This window comes from Kitasatospora sp. NPDC088548 (genome assembly GCF_044753005.1).
Lineage (GTDB): Bacteria > Actinomycetota > Actinomycetes > Streptomycetales > Streptomycetaceae > Kitasatospora.
The window spans coordinates 38110-62765 of record NZ_JBIVMI010000014.1 but is presented as its reverse complement, the minus strand read 5'-3'; the positions used below and the strand labels follow the sequence as shown (position 1 = coordinate 62765).

At 71.4% G+C, this 24656-nt stretch carries 25 protein-coding genes; 1 reads left to right on the top strand and 24 read right to left on the bottom strand.

Annotation, left to right across the window (positions count from 1 at the left end):
* Window positions 1-24: 24 nt before the first annotated feature.
* The 5 genes from ACIP82_RS19390 to ACIP82_RS19370 all read right to left on the bottom strand — a co-directional run bounded on the left by ACIP82_RS19390 (window position 25) and on the right by ACIP82_RS19370 (window position 6236).
* Complete coding sequence (locus tag ACIP82_RS19390) at window positions 25-2325, bottom strand: ATP-binding protein (RefSeq protein WP_400654626.1); 2301 nt, start codon at window positions 2323-2325, stop codon at window positions 25-27.
* Window positions 2326-2609: 284 nt separating this feature from the next.
* Entirely contained in the window at window positions 2610-2954 is a 345-nt protein-coding gene (locus ACIP82_RS19385; protein ID WP_363604824.1) for an STAS domain-containing protein, read from the bottom strand.
* 356 nt (window positions 2955-3310) lie between these two features.
* Complete coding sequence (locus ACIP82_RS19380) at window positions 3311-4180, bottom strand: 3-hydroxyacyl-CoA dehydrogenase family protein (RefSeq protein ID WP_400654623.1); 870 nt, start codon at window positions 4178-4180, stop codon at window positions 3311-3313.
* A gap of 197 nt (window positions 4181-4377) precedes the next feature.
* A complete protein-coding gene (locus tag ACIP82_RS19375) occupies window positions 4378-5028 on the bottom strand; it encodes a response regulator (RefSeq protein ID WP_400654621.1) in 651 nt (216 codons plus the stop codon).
* The gene (locus tag ACIP82_RS19370) at window positions 5025-6236 is read right to left on the bottom strand and encodes a sensor histidine kinase (protein ID WP_400654620.1); all 1212 of its coding nucleotides are present in this window, start codon (window positions 6234-6236) and stop codon (window positions 5025-5027) included. The genes ACIP82_RS19375 and ACIP82_RS19370 overlap by 4 nt, the downstream gene beginning before the upstream one ends.
* Window positions 6237-6393: 157 nt before the next feature.
* Between ACIP82_RS19370 and ACIP82_RS19365 the strand changes: the two genes are divergently transcribed.
* Window positions 6394-6984 carry a hypothetical protein gene (locus tag ACIP82_RS19365; protein WP_400654619.1) on the top strand — a complete coding sequence of 197 codons (591 nt, stop codon included), beginning with the start codon at window positions 6394-6396 and terminating at the stop codon, window positions 6982-6984.
* Between the two features lie 22 nt (window positions 6985-7006).
* On the opposite strand, the gene ACIP82_RS19360 is transcribed toward ACIP82_RS19365, so the two are convergent.
* The 19 genes from ACIP82_RS19360 to ACIP82_RS19270 form a co-directional block, all read right to left on the bottom strand.
* Window positions 7007-7579: a cob(I)yrinic acid a,c-diamide adenosyltransferase gene (locus ACIP82_RS19360; RefSeq protein ID WP_363604815.1), complete on the bottom strand. Its 573-nt coding sequence runs from the start codon at window positions 7577-7579 to the stop codon at window positions 7007-7009.
* 60 nt (window positions 7580-7639) lie between these two features.
* Complete coding sequence (locus ACIP82_RS19355; protein ID WP_329489620.1) at window positions 7640-8140, bottom strand: DUF2550 domain-containing protein; 501 nt, start codon at window positions 8138-8140, stop codon at window positions 7640-7642.
* A 151-nt stretch (window positions 8141-8291) separates the two neighbouring features.
* Window positions 8292-8675 (bottom strand): F0F1 ATP synthase subunit epsilon, encoded by a 384-nt coding sequence (locus ACIP82_RS19350; protein ID WP_363604814.1) that lies wholly within the window; start codon window positions 8673-8675, stop codon window positions 8292-8294.
* 184 nt (window positions 8676-8859) lie between these two features.
* Window positions 8860-10305, bottom strand: a complete 1446-nt coding sequence (gene atpD, locus ACIP82_RS19345) for a F0F1 ATP synthase subunit beta (RefSeq protein WP_363604812.1) — start codon at window positions 10303-10305, stop codon at window positions 8860-8862.
* A gap of 2 nt (window positions 10306-10307) precedes the next feature.
* Complete coding sequence (locus ACIP82_RS19340) at window positions 10308-11222, bottom strand: F0F1 ATP synthase subunit gamma (RefSeq protein WP_363604811.1); 915 nt, start codon at window positions 11220-11222, stop codon at window positions 10308-10310.
* A 32-nt stretch (window positions 11223-11254) separates the two neighbouring features.
* Window positions 11255-12829: a F0F1 ATP synthase subunit alpha gene (gene atpA / locus ACIP82_RS19335; RefSeq protein WP_363604809.1), complete on the bottom strand. Its 1575-nt coding sequence runs from the start codon at window positions 12827-12829 to the stop codon at window positions 11255-11257.
* 152 nt (window positions 12830-12981) lie between these two features.
* Entirely contained in the window at window positions 12982-13797 is an 816-nt protein-coding gene (locus ACIP82_RS19330) for a F0F1 ATP synthase subunit delta (protein ID WP_363604807.1), read from the bottom strand.
* Window positions 13794-14351 carry a F0F1 ATP synthase subunit B gene (locus ACIP82_RS19325; protein WP_363604805.1) on the bottom strand — a complete coding sequence of 186 codons (558 nt, stop codon included), beginning with the start codon at window positions 14349-14351 and terminating at the stop codon, window positions 13794-13796. The genes ACIP82_RS19330 and ACIP82_RS19325 overlap by 4 nt, the downstream gene beginning before the upstream one ends.
* A gap of 34 nt (window positions 14352-14385) precedes the next feature.
* Window positions 14386-14622 carry an ATP synthase F0 subunit C gene (gene atpE / locus ACIP82_RS19320; RefSeq protein ID WP_363604803.1) on the bottom strand — a complete coding sequence of 79 codons (237 nt, stop codon included), beginning with the start codon at window positions 14620-14622 and terminating at the stop codon, window positions 14386-14388.
* Between the two features lie 93 nt (window positions 14623-14715).
* Entirely contained in the window at window positions 14716-15528 is an 813-nt protein-coding gene (gene atpB / locus ACIP82_RS19315) for a F0F1 ATP synthase subunit A (RefSeq protein ID WP_363604801.1), read from the bottom strand.
* Between the two features lie 285 nt (window positions 15529-15813).
* On the bottom strand, window positions 15814-16257 hold the full coding sequence (locus tag ACIP82_RS19310) for a hypothetical protein (RefSeq protein ID WP_363604799.1): 444 nt from the start codon (window positions 16255-16257) through the stop codon (window positions 15814-15816).
* Between the two features lie 297 nt (window positions 16258-16554).
* Window positions 16555-17988, bottom strand: a complete 1434-nt coding sequence (locus ACIP82_RS19305; RefSeq protein WP_400654612.1) for an MraY family glycosyltransferase — start codon at window positions 17986-17988, stop codon at window positions 16555-16557.
* Between the two features lie 173 nt (window positions 17989-18161).
* Window positions 18162-19442, bottom strand: coding sequence for a serine hydroxymethyltransferase (glyA, locus tag ACIP82_RS19300; protein WP_400654609.1), 1281 nt, complete (start codon window positions 19440-19442; stop codon window positions 18162-18164).
* A 183-nt stretch (window positions 19443-19625) separates the two neighbouring features.
* Window positions 19626-20267: a protein-tyrosine-phosphatase gene (locus tag ACIP82_RS19295; protein WP_363604907.1), complete on the bottom strand. Its 642-nt coding sequence runs from the start codon at window positions 20265-20267 to the stop codon at window positions 19626-19628.
* Between the two features lie 29 nt (window positions 20268-20296).
* Window positions 20297-20944 carry an L-threonylcarbamoyladenylate synthase gene (locus ACIP82_RS19290; protein ID WP_363604794.1) on the bottom strand — a complete coding sequence of 216 codons (648 nt, stop codon included), beginning with the start codon at window positions 20942-20944 and terminating at the stop codon, window positions 20297-20299.
* Between the two features lie 28 nt (window positions 20945-20972).
* Window positions 20973-21839 carry a peptide chain release factor N(5)-glutamine methyltransferase gene (gene prmC, locus ACIP82_RS19285; RefSeq protein ID WP_363604793.1) on the bottom strand — a complete coding sequence of 289 codons (867 nt, stop codon included), beginning with the start codon at window positions 21837-21839 and terminating at the stop codon, window positions 20973-20975.
* Window positions 21840-21882: 43 nt separating this feature from the next.
* Window positions 21883-22959: a peptide chain release factor 1 gene (gene prfA / locus ACIP82_RS19280; protein ID WP_400654605.1), complete on the bottom strand. Its 1077-nt coding sequence runs from the start codon at window positions 22957-22959 to the stop codon at window positions 21883-21885.
* 128 nt (window positions 22960-23087) lie between these two features.
* On the bottom strand, window positions 23088-23309 hold the full coding sequence (rpmE, locus tag ACIP82_RS19275) for a 50S ribosomal protein L31 (protein ID WP_363604790.1): 222 nt from the start codon (window positions 23307-23309) through the stop codon (window positions 23088-23090).
* Between the two features lie 138 nt (window positions 23310-23447).
* Window positions 23448-24590 carry an LCP family protein gene (locus ACIP82_RS19270; RefSeq protein ID WP_363604788.1) on the bottom strand — a complete coding sequence of 381 codons (1143 nt, stop codon included), beginning with the start codon at window positions 24588-24590 and terminating at the stop codon, window positions 23448-23450.
* Between the last annotated feature and the right edge of the window lie 66 nt (window positions 24591-24656).

Genomic DNA, 24656 nt, shown 5'->3' with positions numbered 1-24656 from the left:
GGCTGTTCCCCACCCCACCGGTCCCTACCGGGGCGTCCCGGGCGGCGAGGGGGTTCCGGTCGGCGGTGAGGCCGACCCGGACGGCGTCGTGGGTACCGCGCTCGTCGGCGGGTCCGACGGAGGGGTACTCGCCGGCGCGGTCGGCTGGCCCGATGGCTGGCTCGGTGGCTGCGCCGGCGGAACCACCGGCGGCTGCGGCGGCGCTCCGGAGGCCGGCGGCTGCGGGCTCTCCTCCGTCGCGCTCGGCGACCTGGTGGGCTTCTTCGTCGTGGACGGCGAGTGCGACGGCGTAGTGGTGGTCGCCGACGGCGTGGGGCTCGTCCGGTCCGCCGTCGCAGGCTCCCCCGATTCGCCCGGGTCGCCCGGTACGTCGGTGCCGCCGGAGGCGGTCGGACGGGGGCTGGTGCCGGAGCGCGGCAGGACCGGGGTGCCGGGCAGGCCGGAACCGTCGTCGGTGCTGCTGTGCGGATCGGTGCCCTTGTGCTCCTCCGGGCCGGCGACGCTCAGCGCGACCGCCGTGCCGAGCACCCCGAGCGCGAGCACGGCCGCCGAGGCGGCGACCACGGTGCGCCGCTTGTGGCCGGCCGTGCCGGGGGTGGTCTTGAACCGCCAGGGCACCTGGGCCATCGACCTGATGCCGGGGCGCCGCACGGGCGCCGGGCCGGACGGCTCGGCGGCCGGCAGCCGGCGGCCGTCGGCGCGCAGCAGGTCGAGCATCCGGCCGGCGGCGACGACCCCGCGCTGCTCACCGAGAGCGGCCCGCAGGGCGAGCGCGGCCTCCAGCTCGGCCACCGCCCTGGCAGGCTCCCGGGCACAGATCGCGTACACGCCCAACTCGTGGTGGAACCAGGCCTCGTCGGCCTGCGAGCCGGCCCGGCGGGCGGCCTCCAGGCCCAGCTCGAGCGCACGCTCCCAGGCCCCCCAGCGCAGCGCCAGCGCCAGCGCGGGGGCGGCGGCCCGGGCCAGCCGCAGCACCGAGGCCGTCCGGCCGGCGGCCCGGTCGGCCAGCAGCGCGCCGATCACCACCTCCGCCTCGGCGGCGATCTGTTCGGTGGAGACCGAGCTGTGCCCGACCCACCAGGCGAAGTGCTGGGCGGCGCCGTCCACGCTGTCGCGGGCCGGCCAGTGCGGGGCGAGGAGTTCGAGCGCGCCCGCGGTCAGCCGGTGATGGCCGCCGATGGACACCGCGAGCCCGGCGTCGGCGAGTTCGTGCAGCGCGTTCTCGCCCTGGCCGACGTCGATCAGCGCGGGCAGGTGCGGCGCGGTCGGGCACTCGCCGCCGAGCGCGACGGCGAGGCGCAGCACGGCCTGTGCGGGCTCGCTCAGGCCCTCGGCGAGCCGGACGGCGGGCGAGGCGCTCTCGGCGACGGACGGCAGCGGGACGGTCCGGCGCAGCGCGCCTTCGCGGACCGCGGGGTCGGGGTCGTGGACGGGCTCCCGGACCGCGCCGAAGACGTCCAGCCGGTCCTCCTCGGCCGCGACCAGCGCGTCCACCGCGACATCCCGCTGCCGCAGCAGCGCGGCGGCCTGGACGAAGCGCAGCGGCAGGCCCTCGGACTCGAACCAGAGGTCGACCGCCCAGGCCTTCTCGGTCTCGTCCAGCGGCCGGCCGGCCAGCCGGGCGGCGAGCCCGAGACAGGCGGACCGGGAGAGCCCGGCGACGAGGTGGTCCTGGAGCCGGGAGCCGGGCGGCAGGACCGGGCCGTCGGGGGCGACGGAGATCAGGAAGGCGCAGTCGGGGGCGGCGGCGAGCAGCCGCTCCAGCTCGGGCCCGGCCGGTTCGACCTCGTCGATCACCACCACCGCGCCGACCTGGGCGAGGTGCTCGGCGAGCGTGCCCGGATCCGGCCGGTAGCCGGGGGCGTGGTGGGTGGCGGCGAAGAGGTCCTGGAGCAGATCGGCGGCGGTGCGGCGGTGGCCGCAGAGCTGGACGACGCCGCCGGGGGCGAGGTCGCCGGCCGCCTCGGCCACGGCGGACAGCAGGGCGCTGCGGCCCGAGCCGGCCTGGCCGACCAGGCGTATCGAGCGGCCCTCGGCGAGCAGGGCGAGCAGCCGGGCCGTGTCGGCCTCGCGGTCGAGCAGCGGCAGGTCGGCGGGCCCGGCGCCGAGGGCGAGCGGTCCGACCGCGCGGCCCGGGCCGCCGACCGGGCCGCGGGCGGGCTCGGTACGCCCGATCCGGCGGGGGCGGGGCCGCCACTCCTCGGGGCAGGGCCGTGCCTCGGAGCCGTCCGGGGTGCCGACGCTCACCAGCAGGCCGCCGGAGACCAGCTCACCGCCCCGGATGCGCACGGCCTCCTGCCGGAACTCACCGGATGGCTGTCCCACGTTCTGCTCCCCGCCCCATGCCCGGCCGTCCGGCGCCCCACGCCGACCGGCCGACGACTGCGTACGGCCGCGTACGGGTCGGGGCGGCTCCCGGCCGAAGGCTGGGGAGCCGGACCTGGCCCCGGCGGCCGTCTTCCTGAGGGCAGACTCTTGCACATCCGCGCCCGCCGGTGCAGGGCGGTCCCGCCCCGGGCACCGGGCCGTCCCGGCGAGGCGGGCGGAGCGGGCGGAGGGCCGGTCCGGCGATGCGCCGCGCACGCCCGGCGGGACCTCCCGGACGGGCCCTACAGCACCGGCCCCAGCGCGGGCAGGGTGGCGCCGAGCGGCTCGGCGACGACACCGTCCACGGCGAGGATGCGGTGCAGCCGGGTGGCCACCAGCAGCCGCTGGAGCTGGGCCGGGACGGAGCGCAGGACGAGCCGGCGGCCGATCCGGCCGGCCCGCCGGTGGGTGCCCATGATCACGCCGAGACCGGTCGCGTCCCAGAACTCCAGCCGGGCGAGGTCGAGCACGAGGTCGCCCCGGCCGCCGTCGACGGCCTGGTGCAGCCGGGCCCGCGCGTCGGCGGCGGTGCGCACGTCGAGGCGGCCTTCGATGGCCAGCGCCGTCTGGTCGCCGGTGATGCGCATGCTCTCCTCCTCGGCCTGGCAATCCTGGTACCGGGTCGTTCCGCCCCGGCCGCGCCGGGCCTGGAGGCGGGGTGTCCATCCGGGCGGGCCTGTAGCCCCGCGCCCGGGCCCGGCCGGAATGCCGGGTTCCCCCTGATCTGACGGCGAACCAGCACCACAGGTTGCTGGTTCAGGCCAGATCTGAGTCAACTTCACTCGTCCGAGGGAATATACGCAGTAAGTCTCCATACCTACGCTCGATTCCCGCCCAAATCACCCGTCTGCGGCACCGGCGTGAGGAAACTCACCCGGCTCCGGCCGGGCCTGCCACGCGGTGCCACGACCGCGCGGCCGCCCCGGTCATTCGTCTGCGGAGCTCACGCGCCCGGGTGCGGGTAGAAGCCCCGGCCGCTCTTGCGGCCCAGGTCACCGGCGGTGACCATGCGGGCCATGATCTCCGGCGGGGCGAACTTCTCGTCCTGGGTCTCGGCGTAGATGTTGCGGGCGGCGTGCAGCAGGATGTCGACGCCGGTGAGGTCCGCGGTCTCCAGCGGGCCCATCGGGTGGCCGAAACCGAGCCGGCAGGCGGTGTCGATGTCCTCGGCGGTGGCGACGCCCGACTCGTACAGCTTGGCGGCCTCGACGACCAGCGCGGTGATCAGACGGGTGGTGACGAAGCCGGCCACGTCGCGGTTGACGACGACGACGTCCTTGCCGACGCCCTCGGCGAAGGCCCGGGCGGCGGCCAGCGTCTCGTCGCTGGTCTTGTAGCCGCGCACCAGCTCGACCAGCTTCATCAGCGGCACCGGCGAGAAGAAGTGCACGCCGACGACCGACTCGGGGCGCCGGGTGGCGGCGGCGATCCGGGTGATCGGGATGGCGGAGGTGTTGGAGGCCAGCACCGCGCCGTCCTTGGCGAGCTTGTCGAGCTCCCTGAAGACGCCCTCCTTGACGTCCAGCTGCTCGAAGACCGCCTCGACCACGATGTCGGCCTCGGCGACGGCGCCCAGGTCGGTGGTGGTGGTGATCCGGCCGAGCGCCGCCTCGGCGTCCTCGGCGCTGAGCCTCCCCTTGGCGACGAACTTGTCGTACGAGGCGCGGATGCCCGCGAGACCGCGCTGCAGCGCCTCCTCGGTGACGTCCCGCAGCACGACCGGGTGCCCGGCCTGCGCGGAGACCTGGGCGATGCCGGCCCCCATCAGGCCGGCCCCGATCACGGCGATCTGCTTGCTGGACGCGTTGCTCATGGCTGGTCTCCCGGATGCCGTCGCCGCCCTGCGGGCGGGCCCTGAAGGCGGCTCAGGGCAGGGATCACCCACCTGGAGCCGCGTCGCTCATGCGCGGACTCTAATGCCCGCGACGGCCCCGTGGTGCCAATCGAGAGTGTGATCTGTGCCCGACCCGGTCCGTCACCGAAAGGTCGGACGGCAGGACCGTCCGATGCTCAGACGGTCAGCCCGAGGTCCTGCGCCAGGATCGCCGCCTGCACCCGGCTGCGCAGCCGCAGCTTGGCCAGGATCCGGCTGACATGCGTCTTGGTGGTCGCCTCCGCCATCTCCAGCCGGCCCGCGATCTCGCTGTTGGACAGCCCCGCGCCGACACAGGCCAGCACCTCGCGCTCGCGCGGCGTCAGCCCGGCCACCAGCGCCCGTACGTCGGGCCCCACCGTCCGCTCCGGGCGGGTGAAGGTGCCGATCAGCCGCCGGGTCACCGAGGGCGCCAGCATGCCGTCCCCCCGCGCCACCGTGCGGATGCCCTCGACCAGGGTGTCCGCCTCCAGGTCCTTCAGCAGGAACCCGGCCGCGCCGGCTCGCAGCGCGCCGTAGACGTACTCGTCCAGGTCGAAGGTGGTCAGCACCAGCACCTGGGCCGCCCCGGCGGCCACCACCTCCCGGGTCGCCGAGACGCCGTCCAGCCGGGGCATCTGGACGTCCATCAGGACGACGTCCGGACGCAGCTCCAGCGCCAGCCGTACCGCCTCCTCGCCGTCGGCGGCCTGCCCGGCCACCTCGATGTCCGGCTCGGCCCGCAGGATCATCACCAGCGCCGCCCGGACGGCCGCCTGGTCCTCCGCCACCAGCACCCGGATCGTCATGCCCGTCCCTCGCCCTTCTCCGTCACCAGTGCGCGCGGCAGCACCGCGCGCACGCTCCAGAGCCCTCCGCCCGGGCCCGCCTCGAAGCTGCCGCCGAGCAGCCCGGCCCGTTCCGCCATGCCCACCAGACCGGCCCGCGCACCCGGCAGCCGCCGGTCCTCGCCACCGCGGTACGGGCTGTCGACGGCGATCCGCAGCTCGTCCGCCCCGAACTCCAGGAGCAGCCGGACCGTCCCCGGTCCGGCGTGCTTGAGCGCGTTGGTCAGCGACTCCTGGACGATCCGGTACGCCGCCAGCCCGACCGGCGCCGGCAGTTCGCCGCGCTCGCCCCGCTCGGTCAGCTCGAAGGCCAGCCCGACGTCCTGCCCGGCCGCCCCGGCCTTGGCCAGCAGACTGTCCACCGCGGCCAGGTCGGGTGCGGTGTAGGACTCGTCGACCGCTCCCCCGCCGCTGTCCCGCAACAGGCCGATCATCCGGCGCATTTCGGCCAAACCCTGGACGCTGTTCTCCCGGATCACCGCCAGCGCCGCCACCAGCGGATCGTCCTCGGGCCGCCGCTGACGGCGGGCCAGCGACTGCGCGCCGGTGGCATGGATCGCGATGGCGGACAGGTGGTTGGCCACCACGTCGTGCAACTCCCTTGCCATTCTGGCCCGTTCGGCACCCACTGCCTCCCGCCGGTCCATCTCGGAGAGCAGCGCGGTCTGCTCGGCCCGCAGCCGCTCGTTCTCCGCCTCCTGACGGTGCTTGCGCACGACGTCACCGGTCCACACCGGCCCCAGGAAGATCAACGCGGTGACCACCATCACCGCGATCGCCTTCGGGGCGTCGGTGTAGACCAGCGTCAGGGTGCTGAGTACCAGCACCGAGACGCCACCGCTCAGGTGCAGGACGCGCGACATCCGGCGGCTGCCGTAGATCACCGCCGCGTAGAGCAGGTCGGTGTACATGATGGTGGTCGCCAGCAGCGCGCCGTAGAAGACGCTCACGGCGAAGGCCAGCCCGCCGACCGTCACGGTCAGGACCGGCCGGCGGCGCCGGAACGGCTCCAGGGCCGCCGTCACCAGCAGCGGCGGCAGCACCGCCCAGCGGGGGACGGTCGCGGGCTCCTCGTACACCCGGAACGCGATCAGCACCAGGCCGCCGAGCAGCCCGAGGAGGGCGATCGCGCGGTCTTCCTGCTGCGGGGTGAGGACGGGTCTGCGCACGGCCCCATCAGATCACCCCCGGCGGGGTGCCCGGCTCCGGTGCGGGGAGGAGCCGCCGTACATCGAAGGATGCAGCCCGGGCTCGCCTTCCGCGACGATGACGGGCCGGGCCGCGCACGGAAGGCTGGAGGCACCGCCGAGAGCCCGGGAGAACACCGTGATCGTCACCCTCATCGTCGCGGCCGAGGTGGCCTTCTGGGCCGTGCTCGCCCTCGGCCTCGCCACCCGCTACCTGCTGCGCCGCCGGCGGCTGAGCACCGTACTGCTGGTCGGCCTGCCCGTGGTGGACCTGACCCTGTTCGTCCTCACCGTGCTCGACCTGCGCGGCGGCGCCACCGCGAGCTGGACGCACGCGCTCGCGGCGAGCTACGCCGGTTTCTCGATCGGCTACGGGCCGTCCCTGGTCCGCTGGGCCGACCGGCACTTCCTGTACCGCTTCGCGGGCGGCCCCAAGCCGCGGCGCTCCCCCAAGTACGGCCCCGAGCGGACCCGCTACGAGTGGCAGATCTGCGGCCGGACCGTGGTCTCCGCCGCCATCACCCTCGCCCTGATCACCGCACTGGTCCCGCTCTCCGACGGCTCCGCCCGGTTCGACACCTTCACCGGCTGGTACCTGCGGCTGAGCATCGTGGCCGTGGTCAACGTGATCGTGGCCGCCTGCTACTCGCTCTGGCCCAAGGAGGCACCGGCCGGCGCCATCGTCGAGGACGGCCTGGTGGTCGGCTGGAAGGTCCCGCAGCAGCAGTAGCCCACGCGGGCCCGGGCCCGGCTCAGCGGTTCTCGCCGGGCACCCAGAGCACGTCGCCGCGCTCCTTGTTGGCCGAGCGGGCGAGGATGAACAGCAGGTCGGAGAGCCGGTTGAGGTACTTGGCGGTCAGCGGGTTGACGGTGTCGCCGTGCGCCTCGATCGCCGCCCAGGTGGACCGCTCGGCCCGCCGCACCACCGTGCAGGCCAGGTGCAGATAGGCCGCTCCGGCGGTGCCCCCGGGCAGGATGAAGCTGCGCAGCTTCTCCAGCGACTCCAGATAGTGGTCGCAGTCGGTCTCCAGCCGGTCGATGTACGACTGCAGGACCCGCAGCGGCGGGTACTTCGGGTCCTCGACGACCGGGGTGGAGAGGTCCGCCCCCACGTCGAACAGGTCGTTCTGCACCCGGACGAGCACCGCCACCACGTCCTCGGGCAGCGCGCCGGCGGCCACCGCCACCCCGATCGCCGCGTTCGCCTCGTTGGCGTCGGCGTACGCGACCAGGCGCGGATCGGTCTTGGTGGTCCGGCTCATGTCACCCAGCGCGGTGGTGCCGTCGTCGCCGGTACGGGTGTAGATACGCGTCAGATTGACCATGCGGCCCAGCCTAGCCGTGAGGTTAGGCGGCGTTAACCCTTCCCTCGGGGAGTCTCGTCGCTACGCGACGTTGACTCTCTGCCCGGGCGGGGCCGCCTCGAGCCAGGCCAGGAAGCCGGTCAGGGCGTCGTCGCTCATCGCCAGCTCCAGCGGGGCGCCGTTGTGCAGGCAGCGGAGCACGACCGAGCCGGAGAGCAGGGCCAGCTCCTCCTGCCCCTCGGGGTAGCGCCGGCCGAGCACCTCGATCTCCCGGCGGGGCAGTACCCGGCGCGGGCGCGGGGCGTACGAGAAGACCCGGAACCACTCGATCGAGTCACCGCTGTACCGGCCGATACCAAAAACCCACCCCTTGCCATCGGTCTGTGGGACCGGGGCCGAGGTGGGTTTGCCGTTCTCGTCGAGGTCGGGCTGCGTCGAGGCGTCGGCGGGCATTTTGAGCCGGTAACTGCAGTCGAACGTGCCGCCGACCCGCTGGATCACCCGGCGTCGTACCGCGAATGCCACGAGGCCGATCACGCCCAGGGCCACGACCGCCGCACACACCACAAGGGCGAGGACCATGCTCACCTACCTCCTCGCTACCCGCGTTCCCCGTATGTCGGTCCTATCAAGCGACCGCGTTGACCTACCAACTGAGACGACAGTCCCGGGGTCACGCTCGCGCGTCCCCGGGACCGTCGGTCGACCCCTCAACCGAGGGGTCTGGTGCGACTCAGGCGTGGGCCTTGAGGCCGCGCGCCGCGAACAGGCGGACCTCCGCGCGCCGCTCGGCGTGCTCGTCCAGGGAGGACTGTGCCTGCTCCAGCGCGCGCTCGGCCCGCGCGACATCGATCTCGTCCGCCAGCTCGGCGATCTCCGCGAGCAGAGACAGCTTGTTGTCGGCGAAGGAGATGAACCCTCCGTGCACCGCGGCGATCACGGTGCCGCCGTCCACCGTGCGGATGGTGACCGGGCCGGTCTCCAGCACGCTCAGCACCGGGGTGTGACCCGGCATGATGCCGGTGTCACCGGAGGCCGTACGGGCGACAACGATGGTGGCCGCACCGGACCACACCTTGCGGTCGGCTGCGACCAGCTCGACGTGCAGCTCAGCCAACGTGGGCTCCTAGGCTCATGCAACGCCCGATTACTCGGGAGTTTCGGTAAGAATAACGGGCCCGCGCCTCCGGCATGAAACCGGCGGCCCGGATTTGACCGGAATCACAGCCGATGCGACGTGAGGGGTGGGTCCCAGGGCTGGGGCCCACCCCTCACGGTCACTCAGCTGCTACCGGCCGCGACTACTTCTTCGCGAGCTCGGCGGCGTTCTTCTCGAGGTCCTCGATGCCACCGCACATGAAGAAGGCCTGCTCGGGGATCGAGTCGTACTTGCCGTCCGCGATCGCGTTGAAGGCCTCGATGGTCTCCGACAGCGGCACGGTCGAGCCGTCGACGCCGGTGAACTGCTTCGCCACGTAGGTGTTCTGCGAGAGGAAGCGCTCGATGCGACGGGCACGGTGGACGATGACCTTGTCGTCCTCGCTCAGCTCGTCGATGCCGAGGATCGCGATGATGTCCTGGAGGTCCTTGTACTTCTGCAGGATCCCCTTGACGCGGATGGCCGTGTCGTAGTGGGTCTGCGCGATGTAGCGCGGGTCCAGGATGCGGGACGTGGAGTCCAGCGGGTCGACGGCCGGGTAGATGCCCTTCTCGGAGATCGGACGGGAGAGAACCGTCGTCGCGTCGAGGTGGGCGAAGGTGGTGGCCGGCGCCGGGTCGGTCAGGTCGTCCGCGGGGACGTAGATCGCCTGCATCGAGGTGATCGAGTGACCGCGGGTCGAGGTGATGCGCTCCTGCAGGAGGCCCATCTCGTCGGCCAGGTTCGGCTGGTAACCCACCGCGGAGGGCATACGGCCGAGCAGGGTCGACACCTCGGAACCGGCCTGGGTGAACCGGAAGATGTTGTCGATGAAGAGCAGAACGTCCTGCTGCTCCACGTCACGGAAGTACTCCGCCATGGTCAGCGCGGAGAGCGCGACGCGCAGACGGGTGCCCGGCGGCTCGTCCATCTGGCCGAAGACCAGCGCGGTCTTGTCCAGAACGCCCGAGTCGACCATCTCGTCGATCAGGTCGTTGCCCTCACGGGTACGCTCACCGACACCGGCGAAGACCGACACACCACCGAAGTTCTCGGCGACGCGGTAGATCATCTCCTGGATCAGAACGGTCTTACCGACACCGGCACCACCGAACAGACCGATCTTGCCACCGGTCACGTACGGGGTGAGCAGGTCGATGACCTTGATGCCGGTCTCGAACATCTCGGTCTTGGACTCGAGGTCCTTGAAGTCCGGGGCCTTGCGGTGGATCGGCCAGCGGACCTCCACCTGCGACTCGAACTCGGCCTTGTCGACGTTCAGCACCTCACCGAGGGCGTTGAAGACCTTGCCCTTGGTGATCTGGCCGACCGGGACGGAGATCGCCGAACCGGTGTCGGAGACCTGCGCGCCACGGACGAGACCGTCGGTCGGCTGCATCGAGATGCCGCGGACCACGCCGTCGCCGAGGTGCTGGGCGACCTCGAGGGTCAGGGTCTTCTTGCCCGTGCCGTCGGGGTTGTCCACCTCGACGTGCAGGGCGTTGAACATGTCCGGAATCGCGTCGACGGGGAACTCCACGTCGACGACCGGGCCGATGACCCGCGCGACGCGGCCCGTCGCCGTGGTCGGCTCAACAGTGGTGGTCATTCTCATTCGCTCCCGCGGCTAGCGTCGGCGAGGGCGTTGGCACCGCCGACGATCTCGCTGATTTCCTGGGTGATCTCGGCCTGACGGGCCGAGTTGGCAAGCCGCGTGAGCGACTTGATGAGCTCGCCGGCATTGTCGGTCGCGCTCTTCATCGCGCGCCGGCGAGCGGCGTGCTCCGAGGCGGCCGACTGCAGCAGCGCGTTGTAGATCCGGCTCTCGACGTACCGCGGCAGCAGCGCGTCGAGGACGCCCTCCGCCGACGGCTCGAAGTCGTACAGCGGGAAGATCTCCGCCTTGGCCGGCTTGTCGTCGCTGAGCTGGACCTCGTCCAGCTTCAGCGGCAGCAGCCGGGCGTCCACCGCGGTCTGGGTCAGCATCGACTCGAACTTGGTGGAGACCAGGTGGAGCTCGTCGACACCGCCCGTCTCGGCCGTGAAGGCCTCGATCAGGTCGACCGCCACGGCCTTCGCGTCACCGTAGGTCGGCTTGTCGGAGAATCCCGTCCACGAGCCCGCGATCGCAAGATCGCGGAAGTTGTAGTACGAGACGCCCTTGCGGCCGACGATGTACGTCACCACGTCCTTGCCCTCGGCGCGAAGCTTCGCGCTGAGCGCGATGGCCTGCTTGATGGCGTTGGTCGAGTAACCGCCCGCCAGGCCGCGGTCCGCCGTGATCAGCAGGACGGCGGCGCGCGAGGCGTTCGGGTTCTCGGTGGTGAGCGGGTGCTTGGCGTTGGACCGGGTGGCCACCGCCGTCACCGCCCTGGTGAGCTCATCGGCGTACGGAGTGGAGGCGGCCACCGCGCGCTGCGCCTTGACGATGCGCGACGCGGAGATCATCTCCATCGCCTTGGTGATCTTCTTCGTCGCGGTGACAGAGCGGATCCGGCGCTTGTAGACCCGAAGCTGTGCTCCCATGGGTCGTTACGTCCTTTCCCTCGCTACCGGACTCAGGCCTGCTCGCCGAGCAGCTTGCCGTCGGCGGTGGTGAAGCCCTGCTTGAAGGCGGCGATCGCCTCGGTCAGCGCGTCGACGGTGCCGTCGGCCAGCAGACCGGTCTCGACGATGCCGGCCAGCAGGTCCTTGTGCTGCAGACGCAGGTGGTCCAGGAACTCGCGCTCGAAGCGGCGGATGTCCGCGACCGGGACGTCGTCCAGCTTGCCGGTGGTGCCGGCCCAGATGGAGGCGACCTGCTCCTCGACCGGGAACGGCTGGTACTGGCCCTGCTTCAGCAGCTCGACCATGCGCGCACCGCGCTCCAGCTGGGCCTTGGAGGCCGCGTCCAGGTCGGAACCGAAGGCGGCGAACGCCTCCAGCTCACGGTACTGGGCGAGGTCCAGACGCAGACGGCCGGCGACCGAACGCATGGCCTTGATCTGGGCGGAGCCACCGACGCGGGAGACCGAGATACCGACGTTCACGGCCGGGCGGATGCCGGCGTTGAACAGGTCGGACTCCAGGAAGCACTGGCCGTCGGTGATGGAGATGACGTTGGTCGGGATGTACGCCGAGACGTCGTTGGCCTTGGTCTCGATGATCGGCAGACCGGTCATCGAGCCGCCGCCGAGCGCGTCGTTCAGCTTGGCGCAGCGCTCCAGCAGACGGGAGTGCAGGTAGAAGACGTCACCCGGGTAGGCCTCGCGGCCCGGCGGGCGGCGCAGCAGCAGGGAGACGGAGCGGTAGGCCTCGGCCTGCTTCGACAGGTCGTCGAAGATGATCAGGACGTGCTTGCCGTCGTACATCCACTCCTGGCCGATGGCGGAGCCGGTGTACGGAGCGAGGTACTTGAAGCCGGCCGGGTCGGAGGCGGGAGCGGCCACGATGGTGGTGTACTCCAGCGCGCCGGCCTCCTCCAGGGCGCCGCGGACGGACGCGATGGTGGAGCCCTTCTGGCCCACGGCGACGTAGATGCAGCGGACCTGCTTCTTCGGGTCGCCCGAGCGCCAGTTGTCACGCTGGTTGATGATCGTGTCGACGGCCACCGCGGTCTTGCCGGTCTGGCGGTCACCGATGATCAGCTGGCGCTGGCCGCGGCCGATCGGGGTCATCGCGTCGATGGCCTTGATGCCGGTCTGCAGCGGCTCCTTGACCGACTTGCGGGCCATGACGCCCGGAGCCTGCAGCTCCAGGGCGCGGCGGCCGCTGGACGCGATGTCGCCCAGGCCGTCGATCGGGTTGCCCAGCGGGTCCACGACGCGGCCGAGGTAGCCCTCGCCGACCGGCACGGAGAGGACCTCGCCGGTGCGGCGCACCGTCTGGCCCTCTTCGATGCCGCCGAACTCACCGAGGATGACGACACCGATCTCGCGGGTGTCGAGGTTCAGCGCGAGGCCGAGCGTGCCGTCCTCGAACTTCAGCAGCTCGTTCGCCATGACCGAGGGCAGACCCTCGACATGCGCGATACCGTCCGCCGCGTCAGTGACCGTGCCGACCTCTTCACGCGAGGCGGCGTCCGGCTGGTACGACTGGACAAAGTCGGCCAGCGCGTCCCGGATCTCCTCCGGACGGATCGTAAGCTCCGCCATCAGGCTTCCCTGCTCTCCTAGTTTGCGATCCTCGGCCCGCCATTGAGGGCCGCAAGTATTCGACTCTCGGCCGGGTCTCTCGAACCGGCCGTACGATTTGCCGGCTCCGGGGGGAGCCGGTTCCCGACCGAGGGTCGGATGTGCTTCGGTGCTCAGCCTTCGAGCGACTGGCGAGCGCCTTCGAGGCGGCTCGACACGGTGCCGTCGATGATCTCGTCGCCGATCTGCACCCGGACACCGCCGACGACCTCGGGGTCGACATCGATGTTCAGGTGGACCTGGCGGCCGTACAGCCGGCCCAGAGCACCGGTGAGGCGCTCCTTCTGGCCGTCCGACAGCGGCACCGCGGTGGTGACCAGGGCCACCACGCGCCCGCGCCGCGAGGCGGCGAGCTTCGAGTAGGACTCCAGGCCCTGCTCCAGGCTACGGCCACGCGGGTTGGTGACCAGGGCCGTGACCAGTCGGACGGTGCCCGCGTTGGCGCGGCCGCCGAGCAGCTTCTTGACCAGGGCCGCCTTGGCGACGGTGCCGGCCTTGGGCTCGGTCAGCGCGGAACGCAGCTCGTGCGTGCCCGTCGCCACCCGGCCGAACCGGAACAGCTCGTCCTCGACGTCGTCCAGGACACCGGCCTTCTCGGCGGCGATGACCTCGGCGTACGCGGCCAGCTGCTCGGTGGCGTCGACCAGGTCGCGCGAGCCGGACCAGCGGCTGCGAACCAGGCCGGAGACCAGGTCGACGGTCTCACCGGAGACCTGCCCGGACAGCAGCGAGGAGAGCAGCTGGGCCTTGTCCTGGCCGGACCGGGAGGGGTCCGTCAGCACGCGGCGGAGCGACACCTCACGGTCCAGGAGGACCGTGACGGCGGTGAGCTCCTCGGCCAGCTTGACCGCGTCCACCGAGGTGGAGTCGGTCAGGCCTTCGAGGTTCTGCCGCCCGGCGGCGAGGGCCTCGCGGCTTGCGCCGATCACTTGGCCGCACCCTGAGCAACGGCGGCCTTGGCCTCCAGCTCGTCCAGGAAGCGGTCGATCACGCCGCTCTGCCGGGCGTGGTCCTCAAGGGACTCACCCACGATGCGGGAGGCCAGCTGGGAGGCCAGCGAACCCACGTCCTGGCGCAGGGCGGCAGTCGCCTGCTTCTTGTCGGCCTCGATCTGGGCGTGGCCGGCCGCGACGATGGCCTCGCGCTGGCGCTGGCCCTCCTCGCGCATCTCGACGAGCTGGGCGGCGCCCTGCTCGCGAGCCTGCTCGACGATGCGAGCAGCCTCGTGACGCGCCTCGGCGAGCTCGGCGCGGTACTGCTCAAGCAGGGCCTGAGCCTCGGCCTGAGCGGCCTCGGCTCGCTCCATGCCGCCCTCGATGGCGTCCCGGCGCTCCGACAGCACCTTCTCGATGCTGGGGAGGAGCTTCTTGCCGAGCAGACCGAAGACGATGAAGAAGCAGAGCAGGCCGATGATGATCTCGGGCCACGCGGGGAGGAGAGGATTCATCTTCTCCTCGGCCGCAAGCTGGGCCACGACGCTCATATCTGGACCTTCCTCGAATGGGTCTACGGCGGGATTACTTGTTGCCGAAGACGAACGGCATGACGATGCCGATGAGGGCGAGCGCCTCGGTCAGCGCGAAGCCGATGAACATGTTGGAGCGGATCAGACCCGCGGCCTCGGGCTGACGGGCCATGGCCTGGACACCGTTACCGAAGATGAGACCGACGCCGATGCCGGGGCCGATGGCGGCGAGGCCGTAGCCCAGGGAGGCGACGGAACCGTAGACAGTGCCCTCAGCGAGGAAGCTCATTGCAGTTGTCCTTTGCAGGGTGGTGAACCGGTGGTGATTGGCCACCGGGCGGTCCGGGAGGTTTGGTTCGGGGAGGGGCCGTGGCCCCCTGGCTCAGTGCGCCTCTTCGAGGGCACCGGCGATGTAGCTGCTGGCCAGCATCACGAAGATGTAGGCCTGCAGGAACTGGACCAGCAGCTCGAAGGCGGTGAGGCCGACGGCGACGATGAACGAGGCCGAGCCGTACAGCGCGCCCAGGGTCGGGCTGAGCAGGTACCAGGAGGCGATGGAGAACATCACGATCAGCAGGTGGCCGGCGAACATGTTCGCGAAGGCTCGGACCGCGAGCGTGAAGGGCCGCACGAAGATGTTCGAGAAGAACTCGATCGGCACCAGGATGAACATGACCCAGCCGGGGATGCCCGAGGGCCAGCAGAGGTTCTTCAGACCGCCGACGAAGCCGTGCTTCTTGAAGGTCAGCGTCATGTAGGTGATCCACACGACGGCCGCGAGGCCGGCCGGGAACGCGATCGCCGCCGTCACCGGGAACTGGGCGAACGGGATGATCGACATGATGTTCATCAACCAGATGAAGAAGAACATCGAGACCAGCATCGGGACGTACTTCTCGCCCTTTTTGCCGATCGTCTCCAGCACGATGGAGCGCTTGACGAAGTCGTAGCCGATCTCACCGACCAGCTGCAGCTTCCCGGGGACCAGCCGCGGCTTGGCGAAGGCGGCCCAGAAGAAGACGACCACCAGCAGCGCGACGACGATCGAGAGCAGCATCGGCTTGTTGAACTCGACGCTGCCGATCGAGAAGATCGGCTGGAACTGGAACTCGTTCAGACCCGGGGCCGGGAAGCCACAGCCAGCGTCCCCGAAGTGGCAACTGCCTGAGGCGAGGGACGTGAGTTCAGCACTCACCACGGACTCCTTCGTCGTGACGCATGGTTACGGCAACCTCGGTGTGTCGGCGTGGCCTGCGACCACGTAGCGGCACTGGAACTTGATGGGTTTCTCGCAGACCCCGCGCGGCAGTGCGCTGCACCACAGCGGGATCATCGAAGACGGCGCGGATCCGGGGGGCGATCCGTCCGTCAGGCGGACAGACCAGGCCTCTTCCCGTACTCCGTTGCTGCGACGGACGATAGCAGCCCGTCAGGACGGCATAAACACCGCCCCCCTCGTTGGGGGGACAGTCTGGCCTCGTCACTGTTGACGCCCCGAGTCGGAAGGCTTGTCGCCCTTGTTTTCGGAGGCGTCGGGGTCGACGTAGAAGGTCTTGGCCTTGAGTGCGCCGCGCACCTGGAAGCCCGTCCAGATCAGGGCGCAGCCCAGCAGCGTGAAGGCGAAGGCCTGCCGGTTGAAGAGTTCGGTGTCCTTGAAGACCGCGAGGACGATACCGACCAGCAGGATCTGAGTGGTGTAGACCAGGAGCGCCGCGGCCATCATGATCTGCGGGTTCGACCTGGTCAGCCGGTCGAGTGCGACCTGGCCGAAGCTGAAGAAGGCCATCACCAGCAGCGTTCCGAAGAGAGCGCCGAGCAGCCCCTTGCTACCCGCGACGGCAAAGGAGATCACCATCGCGATGATTCCGGCGACCGCAGTGGGGATCGCGGCGCCTCGGAGGATCCGGGCGTCGTTGGACGGCATGTCGGCAACTCCGGCGGCATGTCGGGTGGCGGGGGGACGGGCACAGAACGTGGTGGGTGACACCGGACCGAAAGGCCGCCGCAGGCCGGCCGCTTGGCGGCGAGCCCGTCGAGGGAGACCGACCAGGGACGGAAGTCCTCCACCTGTCAGGTCTTTCGGCGTGTTCTCGGTACTCGTGAACGGTATCACAAACTATTTGATGAGAGCTTTACCATGAATATGTGGCACCTGTCACACTGATGGCCCAACGATGCAGCCATCCGGGTGAAGCGGCGTGACGTCTCGTCAACTCGCCCGCTAGCCACGGCCGGTACCGCGTCCGCGACCGCCGACCGCGGACGAGCCGCCGTCCAGACCGCCGAGCAGTTCCTTGTCCTTCGCGGACAGCTCGGCCATCGGCGCGGAGGTCGGCGGGGTCGGGCCCTCGCCGCTGCCGCCGGTGGCAGCGCTCTCCGTACCGCCACTCTCCGTGACGCCGCTGCCTGTGGCGCCGCTGCCCGTGGCGGTGGCCCCGGCGGCGGTCCCGGCGGCCGGGGCGGTGTCCGCGACGGCCCGCGCCGGCTTGCGGCGGCGGTAACGCGGCGGGACGAAGGCCTGCACGGCCCGCGGGGCGCGCGGGCGGAACTGCGGGGTCAGCAGCACCACCAGGCCGACCAGGCAGAGCCCGGCCAGGGTCAGCACCACCGTGCGGCCGGTGTTGGTGACCGAGAAGGCGACGGTGCCGAAGGCGATCAGCGCCGCCCAGAAGTACATGATCAGCACGGCCCGGCTGTGCGAGTGGCCGACCTGGAGCAACCGGTGGTGCAGGTGCCGCTTGTCGGCGGCGAACGGCGACTGGCCGGCCCAGGTGCGGCGGACCACGGCGAGCAGCAGGTCGGCCAGCGGCAGCGCGATGACCGTCAGCGGCAGCAGCAGCGGGATGTAGATCGGCACCAGGGCGTGCACGGTGGCGGTCAGCGATCCGGTCTCGCTGGTGATCAGGTCGGGGTCGACCCGGCCGGTGATGGAGATCGCGGCGACGGCGAGCATCAGGCCCAGCATCATCGAGCCGGAGTCGCCCATGAAGATCCGGGCCGGGTGCAGGTTGTGCGCCAGGAAACCGAGGCACATGCCGATCAGCAGCACGCTGAACAGCACGGCGGGGGCCGCGTCGTTGATCGAGTAGCCGTACCAGAGCCGGTACGAGTAGAGGAAGAAGGCCATCGCGGCGATGCAGACCATGCCGCCGGCCAGGCCGTCCAGACCGTCGATGAAGTTCACCGCGTTGACCATGACGACGACCATGGTGACCGAGATGACCATGCCCTGGGTGGGACTGACCGCGACCGCGCCGAAGCCGGGCACCGGGATCGTGATCACGGTGACGCCCTGCCAGACCATCACACCGGCGGCGATCATCTGGCCGCCGAGCTTCACCAGCGCGTCCACGCCCCATTTGTCGTCGAGCACGCCGAGCAGCCACATGATCCCGGCACCGGAGAGCAGCGCCCGGATGTCGGTGCCCTCGGAGAAGATCTTGCTCAGGTTGTCCAGCTGGGAGGCCACCAGGATGCCCGCGCAGAGGCCGCCGAACATGGCGATGCCGCCGAGTCGCGGCGTGGGCTCGCGGTGCACGTCACGGGCGCGGACCGGCGGCATCGCGCCGGCCGCGATCGCGAACTTCCGTACCGGGCCGGTCAGCAGGTAGGTGACGGCCGCGGTGCAGAACAGCACCAGCAGATACTCACGCACCACTGGCCTCCTGCGTCACTGTCCAACGGGTGGGTACCGAAAGTACCCCCGTGCCTGTCCGGGGTTCGAGGTGGGTCGCCACGGCACACACCTTATTGAGTCGGACGCGTGGGGTGTGCATCGCGGTTCGCCCTGGCGGGTAGGTAAGTCGGATGTCTGTGCTCCGGTCGCTCTCACCGGCGGTCGGCGAAGGCCTGCGCGAGCTCCCGGACCCGGGCGCCGGTCCGGGCGTCCGCGCCCTCCGTGAGCAGACGGCCGATCAGTCCGGCGATCTCCGCGAGCTCGGTCTCGCCCATGCCCTGCGAGGTCACGGTGCCGGTGCCGAGCCTGATCCCGGACGCCTCGGCGGGTGGCGCCGGGTCGTACGGCAGTGCGCTCTTGCCGAGCATCAGTCCGGCCGCGGCGCAGCGGCGCTCGGCCTCGGCTCCGCTGACGCCCAGCGGGCCGACGTCGGCGGTGACCAGATGGGTGTCGGTGCCGCCGGTCAGCGGGCGCGCACCGGCCGCCGCGAGCCCGTCCGCCAGCACCCGGGCGCTGGCCACCGTGCGCAGGGCGTACGCGCGGTAGCCGGGGGTGCCCGCCTCGGCCAGGGCGACGGCCTTGCCGGCCACCTCGTTCATCGCGGCGCCGCCCTGGCTGAACGGGAACACCGCCCGGTCGATCCGCTCGGCCAGCTCGGCGATACAGAGCAGCAGGCCGCCGCGCGGACCGCGGAGGAGCTTGTGGGTGGCGGCGACGGTGACGTCCACGTACGGCACCGGGGAGGGCGCCGCACCGGCCGCGACCAGGCCGGTGGTCTGTGCGACGGAGGCGATCAGATAGGCGTCGACCTCGTCGGCGATCTCCCGGAAGGCGGCCCAGTCGGGGTGCCGGGGGTAGGAGATGGATCCGGCCACGATCGCCTTGGGGCGGTGGAGCCGGGCGAGTTCGCGGACCTGGTCGAGGTCGATCAGGCCGTCGTCCCGGCGGACCCCGTAACCGATGAACTCGAACCAGCGGCCGGAGAAGTTGGCCCGCGATCCGCAGCTGAGGTGACCGCCGTGCTCCAGCGACATCGCCAGCACCACGTCGCCCGGCCGCAGCAGCGCCGCGTAGGCCGCCAGCATCGCCGAAGTGACCGAGCGGGGCTGGACGTTGGCGTGCGGGGCGGAGAACAGCTCGCGGGCCCGGTCGATCGCCAGCAGCTCGGCGGCGTCCGCGAGCGCGCAGCCGGTGTGGTGGCGCCGGCCCGGGTAGCCCTCGGCGTACTTGTCGATCAGCGGGCCGGAGAGCGCCGCCAGTACCGCCGCGCTGGTGAGGTTCTCCCCCGCCAGCAGCTGGATCGTCTCGGCCCGCCGCTCGGCCTCGGCGGCGAGCAGGTCGGCCAGCTGCGGATCGGCCCGGTGCAGCGCCTCGGACGCCCAACGGCGCCCCGTCGTCTCGGTGGAGCCGGTCGCGGCATCGGTGACGGTCATGGCGGGGCTCCCGGGCAGGGTCCGTGGCGTGCCTCCCGACCGGAGGCAGGGGGTCTCTCCAGCGTATGACCGGGCCTCCCGGCCGTCCTGCCGACGCGAGGCCGGTGCACCCGGCCGGACGCCGGGAGGGGCGCCGGGGCCAGAGCACCGGTGAGGCACAGAGGTACAGCCCCGGCCCCTGTTTCACACCCGCGCGGGCACTCCGGTGAGCGCGGTGACCACCGGGTCCACCGCGTGGAATATCTCCTCGCCGCAGTTGCGGAACATCCCGATCGGCGCGCCGTACGGGTCGTGCACCTCGTCCGACTCCGGGCTGGCGGCGAGCAGCCAGCCGCGCAGCGCGGCGGCGGCCCGGACCAGCGCGCGGGCACGCTCGGTGACGTCGGCGCCGCGACGCGGGTCGGGCAGGGTGCCCGGGTCGATCGTCCGCACCAGGCGGGTGAACTCCTTCAGGGTGAAGGTGCGCAGGCCCGCCTCGTGGCCCATCGAGATCACCTGGGCGCGGTGGTCGAGGGTCGCGGTGAGCACCAGGTCGGCCTCGACCACGTGCTCGTCCAGCAGCTCGCGGCCGGCGAAGCCGCCGCTGTCGGCGCCGTACTCGTCCAGCACCGTGGCGGCGTGCTCCTCCATCGGCGCGCCCTCGTGGCCCCAGGTGCCGGCGCTCTCCACCAGGATGCGCCCGGCCACCCGGGGGCTGAGCCGGGTGTCCAGCTCACGCCGGGTGAGCCGCTCGGCGATCGGCGAGCGGCAGATGTTGCCGGTACAGACGAACAGGATCCGGAAGTGGTCCAGCGGCCGCGGGCCCACGCTCAGGTACGGCGATATGCCGGGCCCGGCATGGAGGGAGGCGGCCGTCAACTGCCGGCCTCCAGGTCGGGGACGACCTCCCTCAGCTGCTCGGCGCTGATCGCGCCGGCCCGCAGCAGGACCGGGACCTTGCCCGTGACGTCGACGATCGAGGAGGCGGTGGCGTGGTCGGCCCGGCCGCCGTCCAGGTAGACGGAGATGGCGTCGCCGAGCTGCTGCTGGGCCTCGTCGCAGGTGCTCGGGGACGGTCCGCCGGTCCTGTTGGCGCTGGAGACGGCGAGCGGGCCGGTGGTGTTCAGCAGCTCGATCGCGACCGGGTGCAGCGGCATCCGGACGGCGACGGTGCCCCGGGTCTCGCCGAGGTCCCAGCGCAGCGAGGGCTGGTGCCGGGCGACCAGGGTGAGCCCGCCCGGCCAGAAGGCGTCGACCAGCTCCCAGGCCTGTTCGGAGAAGTCGGTGACCAGGCCGTGCAGGGTGGTCGGCGAGCCGACCAGCACGGGCGAGGGCATGTTGCGGCCCCGGCCCTTGGCGGCCAGCAGGGCGGCGACGGCCTCCGGCGAGAAGGCGTCGGCGCCGACCCCGTAGAGGGTGTCGGTGGGCAGCACGACGAGTTCGCCGCGGCGGATGGCCGAGGCGGCCTCGCGCAGGCCGGTGGCGCGGTCCCCGGTGTCGGCACAGTCGTAGCGGCGGCTCATCGGTGCGGTCCCCTTCCGAGATTGCTCATTACAGCGATGCCTTGCGCGCCGTGGTGAAGCGCGGGCGGTTGTTGAGGTCGCGGTGGTCGGCTGCGTCCGTCCAGCCGCCCTCCTCGTTGAAGATCCACGGCACCTGGCCGCCCTGGGTGTCGGCGTGCTCGATCACCACGGCCCCACCCGGGCGCAGCAGCCGGGCGGCGACCCGCTCGATGCCGCGGATGGTGTCCAGCCCGTCCTCGCCGGAGAACAGCGACATCTGCGGGTCGTGGTCGCGGGCCTCCGGCGCGACGTACTCCCACTCGGTGAGGGGGATGTACGGCGGGTTGGAGATCACCAGGTCGAAGCGGCCGTCCCAGGAGCGGTCGTCCTCGAAGGCCCGGGTGGCGTCACCGGCGTGCAGGGTGACGCGGGCCCGGTCGGAGCTGGCCTCGATGTTGCGCCGGGTGTACCGCAGCGCGCCCTCGTCCAGTTCGAAGGCGTGCACGGTGGAGCGCGGCAGCTCCTGGGCGAGGGCGAGGGCGATGGCGCCGGAGCCGGAGCAGAGGTCGACCACCAGCGGCTCGGCGACGTCCATGTCCCGGACGGCGTCTATGGCCCACTCGACGACCGACTCGGTCTCCGGGCGGGGCACGAAGACCCCGGGGCCGACCTCCAGCTCCAGATAGCGGAAGAACGCCCGGCCGGTGATGTGCTGCAGCGGCTCGCGCGCCTCCCGGCGGGAGACGGCCTCCCAGTAGCGGGCGTCGAAGTCGGCGTCCTTGACCGTGTGCAGCTGGCTGCGCTTCACGTTGTGGACGTGTGCGGCGAGTTCCTCCGCGTCGAAGCGCGGCGACGGTACGCCGGCCGCGGCCAACCGCTGGGTGGCCTGGGCCACCTCGGCGAGCAGCAGGTTCATCCGTACGACCTCTTGTTTCTGCGCTCCGGCCTGGCTGCCGGTCTCAGTTCTGTTGGGCCGTGGCGAGCTTGGCCGCCGCGTCCGCGTCGACGCAGGACTGGATCACCGCGTTCAGGTCGCCGTCCAGGACCTGGTCCAGGTTGTACGACTTGAAGCCCGTGCGGTGGTCCGAGATGCGGTTCTCGGGGTAGTTGTACGTCCGGATCCGCTCGGAGCGGTCCACCGTGCGGACCTGGCTGCGGCGCGCGTCCGAGGCCTCGCGCTCGGCCTCCTCCTGCGCGGCGGCCAGCAGCCGCGAACGCAGGATACGCATGGCCTGCTCCTTGTTCTGCAGCTGGCTCTTCTCGTTCTGGCAGGAGGCCACGATACCGGTCGGGAGGTGGGTGATCCGGACGGCGGAGTCGGTGGTGTTGACCGACTGGCCGCCGGGGCCCGACGAGCGGTAGACGTCGATCCGCAGGTCGTTGGCGACGATCTCGACCTCGACCTCCTCGGCCTCGGGGGTGACCAGCACGCCCGCCGCGGAGGTGTGGATCCGGCCCTGGGACTCGGTGGCGGGGACGCGCTGCACGCGGTGCACACCGCCCTCGTACTTCAGCCGGGCCCAGACGCCGTGGCCGGGCTCGGTGCTGCCCTTGGTCTTCACGGCCACCGAGACGTCCTTGTAGCCGCCGAGGTCGGACTCGTTGGAGTCGATGATCTCGGTCTTCCAGCCGACCCGCTCGGCGAAGCGCAGGTACATCCGGAGCAGGTCGCCGGCGAACAGCGCGGACTCCTCGCCGCCCTCACCCGCCTTGACCTCCAGGATGACGTCCTTGTCGTCGTTCGGGTCGCGCGGCACGAGGAGCAGCCGCAGCTCCTCGGTCAGCTCCTCGCGGCGGGCCTCGGATTCCTTCACCTCGGCGAGGAACTCCGGCTCCTCGGCGGCGAGTTCGCGAGCGGCCTCGATGTCCTCACCGGTCTGCTTCCAGGCGCGGTAGACGCGGGTGATCGGGGTCAGCTCGGCGTACCGCTTGGCCAGCTTGCGGGCGTTCGCCTGGTCGGCGTGGACCGAGGGGTCGGCCAGCCTCGTTTCGAGGTCGGCGTGCTCGGCGAGGAGCTCTTCGACTGCCTCGAACATGGAGTGGCCTTCTTCCCGTGAGATCCGGTGGTGTGGGGGCGCGCGAGCACCGTGGGACGCGAACGGCGCCGGCCCCCGACGCCCCCGGAACGAGTACGGGGGCGTCGGAGACCGGCGCCGAGGGAGCGCTAGGCCTTCGCGCTGTGCTGCTTGCCGAAGCGGGCCTCGAAGCGGGCCACGCGGCCACCGGTGTCGAGGATCTTCTGCTTGCCGGTGTAGAACGGGTGGCACTGCGAGCAGACCTCGGCGCGGATCTCGCCACTGGCCTCGGTCGAGCGAGTGGTGAACTCGTTGCCGCAGGTGCAGGTCACACGGGTGACCACGTACTCGGGGTGAACGTTGGGCTTCAAGGGGTTCTCCTAGTGTTCGGGAGGGCACCGGGTCGGCGACTTGAATGCCGCACGTGAACCGGGACCGACGGACCAGTCTGCCAGGACCGGCCGCTTCTTCCCAAACCGGGTCCGGTCCGGGGATATTCCGGGCGCGTCCTAGCGGCTCGCGGTGGCGCCCGCTCCGCCGCCCGCCGGGGCCTTCGGAGCCTTCGCAGGGGCCGTGGGGGCCTTCGCGGGGGCCGTGGGGGCGGCCTGGGCCGGGTTCTGCGGCTGGTCCGCCACGATGGCCTGCGGGAGCGGCTGGTCGGCCTTCAGGGCGGCCCAGAGCTGATCGGCCTGGGGCTGCTGCTCGACCACCCGGTTGAGGTCGCCGGGGGCGGTCACCACCGGCAGGGTGACCATGCTGAGCTGGTCGGGGCCGATGCCCTTGAGTTCCTGGGCCAGCCCCACCAGGGAGTTCACCGAGGCCAGTGCCGAGTCGGTGGTGATGCTGCGGGTGAGGGTGTCGCCGACCGACCAGAGCTTGACCGGGTTGCCGAACAGCCCGATCCCGCCGGCCTGCTGGAGCAGCGAGCGCACCATCTGCTTCTGGAGTTCGATCCGGCCGAGGTCGCTGCCGTCACCGACGCCGTGCCGGGTACGGACGAAGGCCAGCGCCTGCTCGCCGTTGAGGTGGTGCTCCCCCGCCGGGAGGTCCAGCCCGCTGTCCTTGTCGTGGATGGCCACCGTGGTCGTCACGGTGGCCCCGCCTATCGCGTCCACGACGTGGGCGAAGCCGACGAAGTCGACCTCGACGTAGTGGTCCATCCGCAGCCCGGTGAGCTGTTCGGTGGTCCTGACCGCACAGGCGGCCCCGCCGGTCTCGTACGCGCTGTTGAACATCGCGCGCTTGGCGCCCGGGGCGGGCCTGCCGGTGGAGTCGGTGCAGTCGGGGCGGGTGACCAGGGTGTCACGCGGTATCGAGACGACCTCGGCGCGCGAGTGGTCCTGGCTGATGTGGACCACCATCGCGGTGTCCGAGCGGGCCGTGTCGCCGGTGTCCCCGCCGGCCAGGCCGCCGTTCGCGCCGGCCCGTGAATCCGAGCCCAGCACCAGGAGGTTGAACGAGCCGTCGGTCGCGGCCGGGGGCCGTGCGGTGCCCAGCCGGGCGTCGATGTCGACGCTCTTGAGGTTGCCGTTGAACTTCACGTAGGCGTAGCCGGCGGCCCCGACGCCGAGCACGACGAGCGCGGCGAACGCACACGCGACCGACCGCAGGACTTTGCGGCGGCGACTCGGAACCCTCTTGTGCTCGGCCATACGGTCCAGAGTAAATCGGACAACATGATCCAAAAGGCTCAATGTGTCCCAACCCTGGAACAAACA